The sequence below is a fragment of the Sinorhizobium sp. CB7 genome (genome assembly GCF_041357635.1).
GTDB lineage: Bacteria > Pseudomonadota > Alphaproteobacteria > Rhizobiales > Rhizobiaceae > Rhizobium.
In genome coordinates, this window is the sequence record NZ_JAULLL010000001.1 from 145,699 (window position 1) to 158,892 (window position 13,194).

The 13,194-nt window shown below is 61.5% G+C and carries 12 protein-coding genes; 7 read left to right on the top strand and 5 right to left on the bottom strand.

Annotated elements, in window-relative coordinates:
- Positions 1-31 precede the first annotated feature (31 nt).
- On the bottom strand, positions 32-904 hold the full coding sequence (locus AAE029_RS00790; protein ID WP_371070878.1) for an SMP-30/gluconolactonase/LRE family protein: 873 nt from the start codon (positions 902-904) through the stop codon (positions 32-34).
- 87 nt (positions 905-991) lie between these two features.
- Between AAE029_RS00790 and AAE029_RS00795 the strand changes: the two genes are divergently transcribed.
- Genes AAE029_RS00795 through AAE029_RS00810 form a run of 4 tightly spaced genes read left to right on the top strand, consistent with a single transcriptional unit; the run spans position 992 to position 5,244 of the window.
- Positions 992-1,717: a GntR family transcriptional regulator gene (locus AAE029_RS00795; RefSeq protein ID WP_371070879.1), complete on the top strand. Its 726-nt coding sequence runs from the start codon at positions 992-994 to the stop codon at positions 1,715-1,717.
- On the top strand, positions 1,717-3,228 hold the full coding sequence (locus AAE029_RS00800) for a sugar ABC transporter ATP-binding protein (protein ID WP_371070880.1): 1,512 nt from the start codon (positions 1,717-1,719) through the stop codon (positions 3,226-3,228). The genes AAE029_RS00795 and AAE029_RS00800 overlap by 1 nt, the downstream gene beginning before the upstream one ends.
- Complete coding sequence (locus AAE029_RS00805; protein ID WP_371070881.1) at positions 3,225-4,214, top strand: ABC transporter permease; 990 nt, start codon at positions 3,225-3,227, stop codon at positions 4,212-4,214. Before AAE029_RS00800 ends, AAE029_RS00805 begins: the two co-directional genes overlap by 4 nt.
- Positions 4,215-4,251: 37 nt before the next feature.
- Positions 4,252-5,244 (top strand): substrate-binding domain-containing protein, encoded by a 993-nt coding sequence (locus AAE029_RS00810; RefSeq protein ID WP_371070882.1) that lies wholly within the window; start codon positions 4,252-4,254, stop codon positions 5,242-5,244.
- A 243-nt stretch (positions 5,245-5,487) separates the two neighbouring features.
- On the opposite strand, the gene AAE029_RS00815 is transcribed toward AAE029_RS00810, so the two are convergent.
- From AAE029_RS00815 to AAE029_RS00830, 4 genes are read right to left on the bottom strand one after another with little or no spacing between them, the layout of a single operon-like run.
- Positions 5,488-6,576 carry an ABC transporter ATP-binding protein gene (locus AAE029_RS00815; RefSeq protein ID WP_371070883.1) on the bottom strand — a complete coding sequence of 363 codons (1,089 nt, stop codon included), beginning with the start codon at positions 6,574-6,576 and terminating at the stop codon, positions 5,488-5,490.
- 9 nt (positions 6,577-6,585) lie between these two features.
- Complete coding sequence (locus AAE029_RS00820; RefSeq protein WP_371070884.1) at positions 6,586-7,674, bottom strand: carbohydrate ABC transporter permease; 1,089 nt, start codon at positions 7,672-7,674, stop codon at positions 6,586-6,588.
- The gene (locus tag AAE029_RS00825; RefSeq protein ID WP_371070885.1) at positions 7,667-8,665 is read right to left on the bottom strand and encodes a carbohydrate ABC transporter permease; all 999 of its coding nucleotides are present in this window, start codon (positions 8,663-8,665) and stop codon (positions 7,667-7,669) included. Before AAE029_RS00825 ends, AAE029_RS00820 begins: the two co-directional genes overlap by 8 nt.
- A gap of 21 nt (positions 8,666-8,686) precedes the next feature.
- On the bottom strand, positions 8,687-9,967 hold the full coding sequence (locus tag AAE029_RS00830) for an ABC transporter substrate-binding protein (protein WP_371070886.1): 1,281 nt from the start codon (positions 9,965-9,967) through the stop codon (positions 8,687-8,689).
- Positions 9,968-10,232: 265 nt separating this feature from the next.
- Here AAE029_RS00830 and AAE029_RS00835 point away from each other — a divergent pair, with 265 nt between their 5' ends.
- The 3 genes from AAE029_RS00835 to AAE029_RS00845 all read left to right on the top strand — a co-directional run bounded on the left by AAE029_RS00835 (position 10,233) and on the right by AAE029_RS00845 (position 13,192).
- On the top strand, positions 10,233-11,243 hold the full coding sequence (locus AAE029_RS00835; RefSeq protein ID WP_371070887.1) for a Gfo/Idh/MocA family protein: 1,011 nt from the start codon (positions 10,233-10,235) through the stop codon (positions 11,241-11,243).
- Positions 11,244-11,256: 13 nt separating this feature from the next.
- Complete coding sequence (locus tag AAE029_RS00840) at positions 11,257-12,351, top strand: Gfo/Idh/MocA family protein (protein ID WP_371070888.1); 1,095 nt, start codon at positions 11,257-11,259, stop codon at positions 12,349-12,351.
- A gap of 70 nt (positions 12,352-12,421) precedes the next feature.
- Complete coding sequence (locus AAE029_RS00845) at positions 12,422-13,192, top strand: FadR/GntR family transcriptional regulator (RefSeq protein ID WP_371070889.1); 771 nt, start codon at positions 12,422-12,424, stop codon at positions 13,190-13,192.
- The last annotated feature ends 2 nt before the right edge of the window (positions 13,193-13,194 follow it).

Sequence of the window (13,194 nt, forward strand, 5' to 3'; positions counted from 1 at the left end):
CTGGGCGTTGCGCGCTTCCTTTTGTTGTTTCTCATCCGGCGAAAGGCTGGTCTGCGAGGCCGCGCACGCCGGGCCGGAATGCAAAAAGCGCCCCGGCCGTCGGCCCCGCTGCGAGCTGCTCCGGGGTCATGGCCAGCCGTGACGTGGTGATGTAGAGCGTATCCAGTTCCGCTCCGCCGAAGGCGCAGCATGTCGGTTTCAAGACCGGCACCTCGATTGTCCGGTCGGCCCTGCCGTCGGGAAGGATGCGGACGATCCGTTGGCCTTCCCAGACCGCGTTCCAAACAGCACCCTCGGCATCCACGCACGAGCCGTCCGGAATGCCGGCTTCGCCCTGAAAATCCTTCAGCACGCGGCGGCTGGAGGGGAGGGCTGTACGAGGATCGTAGTCATAAGCCCAGATCGTGCCAGCGAAGGAGTCGGCGAAATACATCGTCCGCCCGTCCGGCGAAAAGCAGATGCTGTTGGCGCACCCGACCCCGCTGATGATGGTGGATACCGATCCGTCTGGATCGACGCGCACGACGGTGGAAACCGGCTCCGAGGAACCCTCGTTCATGCCGCCGGCTATGAAGCGGCCTTGGCGATCGGTGCGGCCGTCGTTGAGGCGCGTGTCCGGCTTGTCGGGCTCGAAGCGATGGATAGAGGACACTGTGCCGCTCTCCGGATCGAAGAACGCAATTTGCTTGGCGAAGGCGACGATGAACCCTCCGCTCCGCCGGGGCGCGAAGCAGCACGCGCGGTCCGGCATGGTAACAGAACCGGACCTGTCGGACTCAGGCTCGTACCACCAGAGATGCCAGCCATGGATATCCGTCCACCAGACGCGGCCGTCCTTGGGGTTCCACAGCACACCCTCGCCGTGCTGGTTGTGGCAATCAAGAAGAAGCTCAGCCCTGTCCATGCGATCCTATCCCGGCGCTCCTAAAGATTGGCGCGCCGCATCAAACCGCTTGTCCCATGCGCTGGTGTCTGGTATACCACATTCCAGATGGCAGACAAACCGAAAAAATACCGCAATCCCGGCGTTCGGCGCATTGAGCGCCCCAAATCGCTGGCGCAGACGGTTCTTTCCCACCTGCGCTCGTCGATCATTCACGGCGACCTCGAACTCGGGCAGCCGCTCTCGGAGCGGCAGCTCGCAGATGATCTCGGCGTCTCGAAGACCCCGGTGCGCGAAGCGCTCGCTCAATTGCGCCATGAAGGTCTGGTGCTCATCTATCCTCAGCACGGCGCGTTCGTGTTCACGCTCAGTGCCCGCGAAGTCCACGAGATCTGCGAGTTTCGAAGCGCGGTCGAAGCGGCAGCGCTGAAGCTCGCGATCTCGCGCAATCCTGAGACCTTCGCGGCCGATCTGGGGGCGGTGGTCACGGAGATGGCGGCGGCCCAACAGCGCGGTGATCAGCGAGCCTATCTAGAGCTCGACACCCGCTTTCACGCCACCTTCCTTGAGCATTGCGGCAACAGCTATCTGCGCGACGCATACGAACGCAACGTCGGTAAGATCGCCGCTCTCAGGACCCATCTCGCGACCAAGCCGCTCCACACTAAGATGTCGTTCCGCGAGCACTGCCAGATGCTGGAGACGGTGCGGCAGCGCGACCTCGCCGCGACGCTCGCCATCCTGGATGTCCATATCGGGCGGACGCGGGAGACCTATTCGGCCGAGATCGAGGACATAGCGGCTGCCGACAAGGAGGTTTCGGAGGCGATGTGATGGCCGAGCCGCTCCTTCGATTAAGCGGCATTTCACGCTCGTTCGGAGTGACCCGGGCGCTCCAAGGCATCCATTTCGAATTGCTAGCCGGCGAAATCCACGCGCTTTTGGGCGAGAACGGTGCCGGGAAATCTACACTGCTCGGCGTGTTGTCAGGGGTCGTCGCGCCCGACGTAGGCTCGATCGAGATAGACGCTCGACCGGTCACAATCGATACGCCCGCAAAGGCGCAGGCGCTTGGCATCGGGACGGTTTTTCAGGAGCTTAGTCTCGCTCGCGCGCTGACGGTCGCGGAGAATGTCTTCGCCGGCCGCGCACCCACCCACTTCGGCCTTGTTCAATGGCGCGAGCTAAGGTGGAGGACGCGGGAAATTCTGGCTGAATTCGGAGTCGAAACAGACGTCGACCGGCCTGTGGAGTGGCTGCCGGCCGGCATGCGTCAACTCGTGGAGATCGCCAAGGCGCTGTCGCTCAGCTCGCGTATCCTGCTCCTCGACGAGCCGACCTCCGCGCTCGATGCGGTCGAGGTGGAGGCGCTCTTTCAGGTCTTGCGCCGCCTCAAGGAGCGCGGAATCGGCATTATCTATGTCACTCATCGCATACCCGAGGTCTTCCGCATTGCCGACCGGATCACGGTCTTGCGCGATGGGCGGCTGGTGAGCACAAATCATACGGACGCGATATCACCCGATCTGGTGGTGCAGGACATGGTCGGCCGCCACTTCGCGGCGCTGACGGCTCCTTCGGCTCAGGCCGGCGGTGGGGTCGCGCTGAGGGCGCGAAACTTGGGACGACGAGGCGAGTTTTCAGGCGTCGACCTCACCCTGCGCTTCGGCGAAGTGGTGGGGTTGGCGGGCCTGATGGGTGCACGCCGGGACGAGCTTGCGCGGACTTTGGCGGGAATCGTTCCGGCTCATTGCGGCACGATTGAAGTTCGCGGACATCCGGTGCGCTTCCATGATGCCCGTCACGCGATGAGGCTCGGCGTCGCCTATGTGCCTGCAGACCGGAAGGAGGAAGGGCTCTTTGTAACGAAATCGGTCGTAGACAACATAATCGCAACAGCCCTTGGCCGGTTCAGCCGGCACGGCCTGCTCAACGCGGCCGCGGGCCGCGAGGCGACGAAAAAAGCCGTCGAGCGCTTCCACATTCGGGTCCCCGGGCTTTGCGCGGCGGCCGCCAAACTCAGCGGTGGTAATCAGCAGAAACTGATGATCGCGAAGTGGCTGGAAAGGAGGCCCGAGATCATCATAATCGATGAGCCGACCAGGGGCGTCGACATCGGCGCCAAACAGGACATCCATCAGGAAATCCGCCGCCTCGCCTCCCAAGGCAAGGTTGTACTGTTCGTCTCATCCGACCTGCCCGAACTCTTTGCGCTCACCAACCGCATCATCGTAATGCAGCAGGGCCGGATCGCGGCAGAGCTCGAGACTGCAAGCGCAACCGAAGAGCTCGTCATGGCCTTCGCTGCGGGAACACGAGGCTATAACAGCGGAGCGGTGGCATGAGAGCCGAGAACATGGGCCGCCTTACAGTTCAGCTGGCCTGCAGGCAGTTCCTGCGTCTCATCATCGAGACGCGCGAATTGACGCTCGCCCTTCTCATCGTGGCGCTCATCATGGCCACCTGGCTCGCCTCTCCCTTCTTCTTCTCGATGGCCAATTTCCGAGCGATCACCGTCGGTATGGCGCCGACCGCCATCATCGCCATCGGCATGACGATGCTGCTCGCCTCGGGCGGTTTCGACCTGTCCGTCGGCTCCGTTCTCGCGCTCGCAAGCACCATCGTGGCGTTGCTAATCATCGACGGCTGGCCGATCCCGCTCGCCGTCCTGGCCGCGCTCGCGCTGGGCGCCGCGATCGGATTGGCGAACGGACTGGTCATCACCAAGATCAACGTCAACCCGCTTGTCGCGACCCTCGGCTCAATGTCGATCGCGCGAGGGATAGCACTGGTGCTCACAGAAGGTTTTTCTTTGTCAAACCTGCCGGCCACCTTTGCGTGGGCCGGCAAGGCGCAGTTTATTGGCGTCCCTTTCCTGGTTTGGATCACGCTCGTGCTGGTTGTCCTGTCCGATCTGGCCATGCGGCATGTACGTTTCTTCCGCCAAATCTATTACGTCGGATCGAATGAGAGGGCGGCGCGCCTGTCGGGCCTGCCTGTCGACCGTGTCCGCATCGTCGCCTACGTACTCTCGGGCCTGCTTGCCGCGTTCGCCGGCGTGCTGCTTGCCTCCAGGCTGATGAGCGGCACCCCTACCGCTGGCGCCGGGCTTGAGCTGCAGGTTCTCGCAGCCGCAGTGATCGGCGGCGCCAGTCTGCGCGGCGGCGAAGGGACGGTTCTCGGCGCCTTCCTCGGCGTCATCTTCGTCGCCCTCATCAACAACGCCATGACCATGCTGGCAGTATCGATCTACTGGCAGATGATTGTCACCGGCACCGTGCTGGTGGCCGCGGTCGCGCTCGACATGCTCGTGCGCCGCGGCAAGGAATGAACCGTCGTCTCGACGGTTCAAGGCAAGGGAGGAAAAAATGACCACACTTGACATGGATCGCCGCGATCTTCTGATGTTTGGAGGCCTGGGCCTGGCGGGCCTCAGCCTGCTGCCTGGCTTCAGAGCGGAGGCGTTGGCGCAGGGAGCCGGGATGGAATATGTCTTCTTATCCTGCGTCACCCAGGTTCCATTCTGGGTCGACCATCGCAAGGCGCTCGAAGATTGCGCGAAGCTTCTGGGCGTCAAGACAAGCTTCACAGGGCCGCTCGATTTCGACACCGCCGCGCAGGCGCGCCAGCTCGATGAGCTCATCGCCAAGAAACCCGCGGGCCTGCTTATCTTCCCCGCCGATGCCGCTGCGCTCACGCCAGGCATCGACAGGGCAGTGGAGGCTGGCATTCCCGTCGCCATGATCATCGGCGACGCGCCCGGCTCAAAGCGCCAAATCTATCTCGGCATTTCCAACGTTGCGGCTGGCAAGGTCGGCGGCAAGATGCTTGCCGACGCGATTGGCGGAAAAGGGAAGGTGCTGCTCGGCTCGTTCCCGGCACCCTCCGTTCTGGAGCGTGTGGAAGGCTATAAGGCCTATTTCAAGGAGAACGCGCCTGGGATCGAGGTCGTCGATGTCGTCAACGACAAGGCCGACCCCTCTTACGCGCCGACCGCCTACAGCCAGGCTCTGCTTGCCCATCCGGATGTGATCGGCGTCGGCGGCACCGATGGCGACAGCGGCAAGGGGGCTGCGATTGCGGTCACCGAAGCCGGCCTCCAGGGCAAGGTGAAGATTGTCGCCATGGATCGGAACGACGACATGCTGCCCTATATCGAGGATGGGACCATCGTGGGATCGGTCGTGCAGAAATCCTATGTCGAGGCCTTTCTCGGTGTGTATCTGCTGCACTGGCTCAACACAGGCGCCATGAAAGTGGTGCCGGACCATAAAGCCGCAGGCATCAATCCACTACCAGAGAAGGTGGAGACCGGCGTCATGCAACTCACCAAGGCAAACCTGGCGCAGTTCAAGCACTAGCTAAGTCTAGCAGCGTTTTCGAAATGGGCTATGCGATGTCGAGCTTTGGTGGCTCTTGTGTGAGGTGATGGACGGCTCCAGACGAAGCAGGCATGGCAGTAAACGACGGGACAGGTCAGTTGTGTCATCATACAGCAAAAACAATGACATAAGTTGCCAAGTTTCATCTCGTCCGGCGCGCCACTGCGCTCGGATTGTTGGCATCAGCCGCCTGCAGACAGCGCGCACCGAAGTCCGGCGCCGCTATCGTCCCGTCTCCACCCTGAGCCCGTCGGCATCAAACAAATGCCACTGCCCCGGACGCGGCGCGATGGACAGTGTATCCCCGCGCTCCACCCGGCTCTGACCTTGCTGATGGACCAGCATCGGTTCGCCATTGGCCAATGTGCAATGCAGGTAGCTGCTGGCGCCGTGATGCTCGGCGACGCTCACGGTCACCGACCAGGATTGACCGGCCGGGGCATCGAATATGAAATCCTCCGGCCGCATGCCGAGGGTGGCTTTCTGGCCGACTGCGAGTTGCGCGTGTCCGGGCAGGACGAGCGGCGGCAGTCCGGGTGCCGCAAAGCTCACTGAATTGGCGTCGACCGCGGCGATCGCACCTTCCACGAGGTTCATGCGGGGGGAGCCGATGAAGCCGGCGACGAAGGTGTTGCGGGGGCGGTTATAGAGATCAAGCGGCGCGCCGACCTGCTCGATGACGCCGCGGCGCAGCACGACGATCTTGTCGGCCATCGTCATGGCCTCGATCTGGTCGTGCGTGACATAGATCATTGTGTTGCCGAGCCGCTCATGGAGCTTGGTGATCTCCACGCGCATCAGGACGCGCAGCTCCGCGTCGAGATTGGATAGCGGCTCGTCGAAAAGGAAGATCTTCGGGTCACGAGTGATGGCGCGGCCGATCGCGACGCGCTGGCGCTGGCCGCCTGACAATTGCTTGGGCCGCCGCTCCAGCAGCGTATCGATCTGCAGCATCTTGCCTGCCGCTTCGACCCGCCGGGTAATTTCGTCCTTCGGCATGCGGAGATTTTCGAGCCCGAAACTCAGGTTCTCGCGCACCGTCATGTGGGGATAGAGTGCATAGGACTGGAAGACCATGGCGACGCCGCGGTCGGCGGCGGGCGTCCTGATCACGCTCCTGCCATCGATGCGGATATCGCCGCCGCTTGCTTCCTCAAGGCCTGCGATCATGCGCAGCAGAGTGGATTTGCCGCAGCCCGAGGGGCCGACGAAGACGACGAATTCGCCGTCTTCGATATCGAGGTCGAGGCTAGGGATGACCTCCAGGCTGCCGAAGGATTTGCGGACATTGTCAAGAACGAGATTTGCCATGGATCGAACTCACTTGATGCCTGTGGAAGCGATGCCGGTGGTGATGTAGCGCTGCAGGAAAATGAAGGCGCAGGCGAGGGGTAAAGCAGTCAGCGTGGTCATGGCGAGCAGCAGGTCATAGCGGACCTCGAACTCGCCCTGGAAGGAATTGAGAGCAAGCTGCAGCGTGTAGACTTCGCGCCGGTTAAGCACGATCAACGGGAGCAGGAAATCGTTCCAGCGGGACAGGATCGAGAAGATCGCCACCACCGCCAGCGCCGGAGAGGAAAGGGGCAGGATGATCCGCCAGAAGATGCGCCATTCGCTGGCATGGTCCATGCGGGCCGCTTCGATCAGCTCGTCCGGAATGGTCAGCATGTACTGGCGCAGCAGGAAGACGCCGGTCGGAGTCGCCACCGTCGGCAAGATCACGCCCCAGAGATTTCCGACAAGGCCGAGTTCGGCGACGATGAGATAGGTCGGGACCAGAACGACGGTTGCCGGAATCATGATCGTCGAAAGGATTGAGATCAGGGCCACGCCGCTGCCGGTAAAGCGGTATTTGGAAAGTGCGAAGGCGGCCATCGAATTCATGATGAGTGTGATGATCGTGGCGACGAGTGTGATGAACAGGCTGTTATAGACGTAGCGGCCGAGCTCCTGGCCGGAATTGGCGACAAGTCCCGTATAATTCTCGACCGCGAAACGAACCTTGCGGACGGGCACGGCATCGGCGACTGCGACAGTGACACGGCCGGCGCCGGGATTGTCCGGATCGATCATTTGTGCATTGCGCCCGACCCTGCGGATCTGTGCCAGCCGGTCCTTGGTGCCGTCCTTCATGGTCACATCGTAGAGCGGCAGCGGCTGATCGTAGCCTTCGACCATTACCGTTTCGTTGGCATAGGGCAGGATGGTCGGTGGAAACTCCTGAAGGTTGGCCTGCGTCTTGAACGAGGAAATGACCAGCCAGGCGACGGGCGTGAACATGATGAGGAGGCCGAGCACCAGAAAGCCGTAGGTCAGCACATCGGATACATCGAGCCGGTTGCGCCCGCGCCGGCTGAAAAGAAGTCCGCTCACGGAGGTCTCGGGTTTGGAGAGCGCGGTATCAGCCATTCTGGGTACTCCTGGACAGGCGAAGCTGCACGCCGGTGAAGATCAGAAGAACGATGCCGAGGAGGATAGAGGCCGCGGCGGCAAGGCCGAAATTGCGCGGCTGAACGGCAAATCCGATCTCGTAGATATATTGGACCATCAGCATGGTGGCCGAGCCGGGCCCGCCGCCCGTCAGGACATAGAGTTCGTCGAAGGTCTGGACGGACCGGATGACGCAAAGGACGAAGACGACGAGGAGAACCGGCTTCAGCAGCGGCAGCGTTATGCGGGTAAAGACGCGCCAGTTGGTCGCCGAATCCATCTTGGCCGCCTCGTATACATCCTTCGGGATCGACTGGAGGCCGGCAAGCAGGATGATCGTATAAAAGCCCATATGCGCCCAGACCGTGACGAAGACGGACCAGAAGAAGGCGGTGTCAGGGAAGACGAGCCAGTTGACGGACGGAAGCCCCGCCCATGTCAGGAGACCGTTGAGCGCGCCATTGCGCTGCAGGATCCATTGCCAGGTCAGCGCGACGACGACGGGCGAGAGCATGACCGGGAAGAAGAAGACGCCGCGGAAGAAACCGCGTCCCTTGATCTCGCGATTGAGGCAGATGGCCGCAAGCAGGGCGACGCCGATCATGCAGCAGACCTGGATGGGAACGAAGACGAGGCTGTTTTTGAGCGCACGCCAGAAGAGATCGCTCGAGCAGGTCGAGGGATCGAGATAATTGCGGCAATCGAAGAGCGTCGCGTAGTTGGACCCGCCGACGAAGGGCCGTTCCTGCGGGTAAAGCCGGTCACTGCCGGTGAACGAATAATAGACGTTGATCAGCACCGGAAGGAGAGAGAAGAGCAGAACGGCAACGAGGTTCGGCAGCAGGAAAACCCACGGCATCCGTTTGATGCCGAGAAGCTTTTGCAGCCCCATCATGACCGGCTCGATGATCCGTGCCGGCAGAGCGACAATCCCGCTCGCTGCCGTTGCGACCTGGCTCCGTGCGCTCATGGCTCTCTCCTTGCGGCTGTGTCACTTGCCGGCGGCTGCCTGGATGGCGAGGTTCACGTCCTGCTGGACGCGATCGAGTGCCGTGTCGACGTCGAGTTCACCGTTGAGCACCTGGCTGATGCGCGTGGTCAACGCGTTCATCATGGCGCGCTGATAGCGCCAGCCCTGGAAGCGATAGGCGGCTTGAGTCATCTTCGGCACCTGGGCGATGAAGGTCGACAGCGACTGCTGCGTGCGCTCGGATGCGCCTGGATAGGTGACGCCGCTGTCGATCAGGCTTTTGGCTGCGGGAATCTCAACCGATGCGGCGATCACCTCGGCGGAATTCTTCGACTGCGCCATGTAGTTGATGAACTTTCCGACAATCTCGGGATGCTTGCTGTGCTTGAAGCCGACAAGGGCTCCGCCGCCCGGCATGACCGTGCAGGACGAAGGACCGCAGGGGGCGGGCACGACTTCCCAATCGAAGAGATCGCCAACCTCCTTGTCCATCTGGTTCAGCGTCCAGGAACCGCCGAAATAAAAGACCGTCTTGGCGTTCAGGAAATCCGAGAACAATTCCCGGTGCGTGGCGCCGCCGACGGCACCCCAGAGATCCATCGGCATCGTCTTGTCCTTGTGCCAGGCGACGAACTGCTCGACGGCGTCATGCAGGCCCTTGTCGATGACCGGTTTGCCCTGATCGTCCACCAGCTGGGCCCCGTAGCTGATCGCGAGACTCGCGAAGCGGTGTCCGGAACGATCCATCTCCATCGGATATTCGGTGCCGGTTGCCTGAGCGACCTTGCGCGCGGCGTCTGCCCATTCGGTCCAGGTGGCGCCTTCCTTCGGCACCGGTACGCCTGCCTGCTCGAAGAGGGTGAGGTTCACATAGGCGCCATTGACGGTAAGCGACGTCGGCATCCCGTTGATCGCCTTGCTCGTCGGATTGGCGCCGCGCAGCCATTGCAGCGTCTGCCCGTATTCCTTCTCGAACAGATCCTTGTCGACGTAGGGGGTCAGGTCGAGATAGTAGCGGCTCAGTCCGCCGAGATCCGTGATGATCGCGCCATCCGGGCCTTCCCCGGATTCAAGCTGCACCGGCAGACTTTCGACGATCGTCTGGTAGCTGACGGTTTCGAGCTTGATCGTGATGCCGGGATTTTCGGCCTCGAAGCGCTTGGCGACAGGCGCCATGGTAACGCAACCAAAACCGATGTCATCGCAGTAAAAGGTCACTTCCTGCGCCCGGGCGATACCGGTTGCAGTCATGACCGCCAGCAGACCAAGCGCTGCCGACAGGCTGATGCCGGATGCTTTCATTTCTTCCTCCTCCTCCAAGGTCGGATCTCGTGCGGACTGGACGCCTTACGATTACGCTAAGCCTTGTCTGGTCTTACCAGATTGTCAACTGACAATATTTGTGAAAAATGCATGACAGAAAAATCAATCACTTCGGCCGTAAAAAACGAGAACACCCGGCGCGAAACCGGCTTGACAGGGAGAGGTTTTCGGTATCTGGTCTGACCAAGGCTTATGGCGTGCGAGGATAGCGCCAGGAGTATCAGCTCAGGAGGAAGTGCTTGCGATGCTAAGATTTGCCGTCGTTGGGATAGATCATGGACATATCTTCGACCATGTAAAGGGATTGCTTGCCGCAGGTGGCGAGTTCGTCGGCTATTGCCCGCAGACCTCGGTGCCGGCGCTGCTCGAGAATTTCCGGAAGACCTATCCGGATGCGCCGGCGATCGACCGCGAAAAGATCTTTGCCGATCCCTCGATCGATGTCATCTGCATCGCCTCAATTCCGCGCGACCGCGCCGGTCTCGCCGTCAGGGCGATGAGAGCGGGCAAGGATGTGATGATCGACAAGCCCGGCCTCATCACCTTCGCCCAGCTCGAGGACGTCAAGAAGGCCGTCGCGGAGACCGGCAAAATCTTCTCGATCTGCTTTTCCGAGCGCCATTGCGTGCGATCGGCGGTCAAGGCCGGCAAGCTCGTGGCGGAAGGCGCCATCGGCAAGGTGGTCCAGACGATGGGAATGGGGCCGCATCGGCTGCAGCTCCCCACGCGTCCGGACTGGTTCTTCGATCCGGAAGCCTTCGGCGGCATCATCGTCGATATCGCCTCGCATCAGGTCGATCAATTCCTGTTTTATACCGGTTCGACCAGCGCGGACGTCGTTGCCAGCTCGATCGGCAATTTCGGCATGCCGCAGAAGCCGGCCTTCCAGGATTTCGGAGAGCTTCTCCTGCGCTCCGACAAGGCATCCGGCTATATCCGTGTCGACTGGTTCACGCCGGAAGCTTTGCCGACCTGGGGTGACGGCCGCCTGACCATTCTCGGCACCAACGGCTATATCGAGCTGCGCAAATATATCGATATCGCCGGTCGTCCGGGCAAGGATCATCTGTTCCTCGTCAACGACAAGGAGCTCACCTACATCGACTGCAGCACGGAAAAACTCGATTATTTCGAAGCCTTTACCGCCGACGTGCGCGATCGCACCGAAACGGCGATGACGCAGCAGCACGTCTTCGAGGTCTGCCGTCTTTCGCTTGAGGCCCAGACCAGGGCGGCAAGGATTACGGCCCGTTAAGGAGGATGATATCATGACGAAAAAATTACGCGTCGGCGTGATCGGCGCCGGTATCGCCGCGCGCCATATGATCGGCTACGACTGGAACAAGGATCTGTTCGAGGTGTCGGTTCTTTGCTCGCTGGATGCGGATCGCGGCGAAGCGCTCTGCGAAAAGCATGGCATTCCCGAATATACCCAGGATGCGAACGCGCTCTTTGCGCGCGACGATCTCGACATTATCGATGTCACGACGCCACCGGATTCCCATTTCGAGTTTTGCAAGAAGGGTATTGAAGCGGGCAAGCATGTGATCTGCGAAAAGCCGCTTTTCGGCTCGATCGCCGATGTCGACGAGATGGACCGGATCGTTGCCCGCTCCGGCAAGAAGCTGATGCCGATCTTTCAGTATCGCTACGGTTCGGGGCTGCAGAAATTGAAGCGCCTCATCGAACTCGGCCTGACCGGCAAGCCCTTCATGACCACGATCGAGACGCATTGGTGGCGCGGGCCGGCCTATTACGAGGTGCCGTGGCGCGGCAAGTGGGCGACCGAGCTCGGAGGCGGGCTGCTGGGCCACGCGATCCATGCACATGACATGTTGAACTACGTGCATGGCGCCTGCGCCGAGGTCTTTGCCTATGGAGCGACCCTGGTCAACAGGATCGAGGTCGAGGATACGATGGCGCTGGCCGTCAAGATGCAGAACGGCTCGCTTGCCACGCTGTCGATGACGCTCGGTTCGCGCAAGGAGATTTCGCGGCTGCGCTTCTGCTTCCATGATCTCGTCGCAGAGAGCATACTCGAACCCTATACCATGGGCCGCGACCCATGGGTATTCACGGCAGGGACCGAGGAACATCAGCGGCGGGTGGACGAGGCGCTTGCCGCCTACGAGCCCAACGAAGACGGCTATACCCGGCAGTTCCAGCTGTTCCATGAGGCCATCGGGGCAGACAAGGAACCGCCGGTGACGCTCCAGGATGCGCGCAATTCGCTCGAGCTGGTGACTGCCGCCTATCATTCACAGCGCACCGGCCGGCCGACGCCGATGCCGATTGCGCCCGATCATCCGCTCTACCGGTCGTGGTTGCCCGAGGAAGAGCGGCGCCTCGCCGCCAGCGCCTGAAGCGCGCGGAAGAAGAGATCGCGCCGCCACGTGAAAACGACCCATTGGCGGCGCGCGCAAGGAGACTATCATGGAGAGTGCCGGATACGGATTTCGGTTGTCGGGCGAACAAAGGCTGTATCAGATCGTAGCGCGTCGAATTGCCAAGATGATCGAAGCCAATGCGAAGGATCCGGCCTGGCGCATGCCGTCGGAAAGAGAGCTGGCGGAAGAGCTGCAGGTGAGCCGTCCTGTCGTGCGTGAGGCCGTCATCGCGCTCGAAATGCGCGGGATCGTCGAGGTGCGGGGAAGAACCGGCATCGTCGTCCTGCCGGCGCGTGTCAACCAGATCAATTTCGACAGGATAGGCACGGATATCGGACCTGGTCCGTTCGAACTGCTGGAAGCGCGGCTGGCTGTCGAATCCAGCGCTGCGGCGATGGCGGCCGAACGCGCCACCAGCTACGACATCGCCGTGCTGGAGGAATGCATCGCCCAGATGCAGCATGAAACCGATGTGATGCTGCTCAACGAAAAGGGCGATCGCGACTTCCACATGACCATTGCCAGGATGACGGGCAATGCCATCATCGTCTCGATCATCGAGACGCTCTGGGAGCAGCGCGACGAGTCGATGATGTGGAAAAAGCTCCATGAGCATATTCATGCCCCGAGCGTGCGCCCGCTCTGGATCGGAGATCATCATGCGATTGTCGCGGCCCTGCGCATCCGCAATCCGGATGCGGCCTACAAAGCCATGGCGCGGCATATCCGCAATGTCAGCAACGAACTGCTGGAGGCCAACGAGCGCGGGCGGTTCGCACCGGAGCTGATGCCGGCCGACAGCCGGAAGGTGTTCTAATC

Coding starts and splice junctions, on each gene's coding strand:
- AAE029_RS00790 (WP_371070878.1), bottom strand. CDS start 904: ATGGACAGGGCTGAGCTTCTTCTTGATTGCCACAACCAGCACGGCGAG.
- AAE029_RS00795 (WP_371070879.1), top strand. CDS start 992: ATGGCAGACAAACCGAAAAAATACCGCAATCCCGGCGTTCGGCGCATT.
- AAE029_RS00800 (WP_371070880.1), top strand. CDS start 1,717: ATGGCCGAGCCGCTCCTTCGATTAAGCGGCATTTCACGCTCGTTCGGA.
- AAE029_RS00805 (WP_371070881.1), top strand. CDS start 3,225: ATGAGAGCCGAGAACATGGGCCGCCTTACAGTTCAGCTGGCCTGCAGG.
- AAE029_RS00810 (WP_371070882.1), top strand. CDS start 4,252: ATGACCACACTTGACATGGATCGCCGCGATCTTCTGATGTTTGGAGGC.
- AAE029_RS00815 (WP_371070883.1), bottom strand. CDS start 6,576: ATGGCAAATCTCGTTCTTGACAATGTCCGCAAATCCTTCGGCAGCCTG.
- AAE029_RS00820 (WP_371070884.1), bottom strand. CDS start 7,674: ATGGCTGATACCGCGCTCTCCAAACCCGAGACCTCCGTGAGCGGACTT.
- AAE029_RS00825 (WP_371070885.1), bottom strand. CDS start 8,665: ATGAGCGCACGGAGCCAGGTCGCAACGGCAGCGAGCGGGATTGTCGCT.
- AAE029_RS00830 (WP_371070886.1), bottom strand. CDS start 9,967: ATGAAAGCATCCGGCATCAGCCTGTCGGCAGCGCTTGGTCTGCTGGCG.
- AAE029_RS00835 (WP_371070887.1), top strand. CDS start 10,233: ATGCTAAGATTTGCCGTCGTTGGGATAGATCATGGACATATCTTCGAC.
- AAE029_RS00840 (WP_371070888.1), top strand. CDS start 11,257: ATGACGAAAAAATTACGCGTCGGCGTGATCGGCGCCGGTATCGCCGCG.
- AAE029_RS00845 (WP_371070889.1), top strand. CDS start 12,422: ATGGAGAGTGCCGGATACGGATTTCGGTTGTCGGGCGAACAAAGGCTG.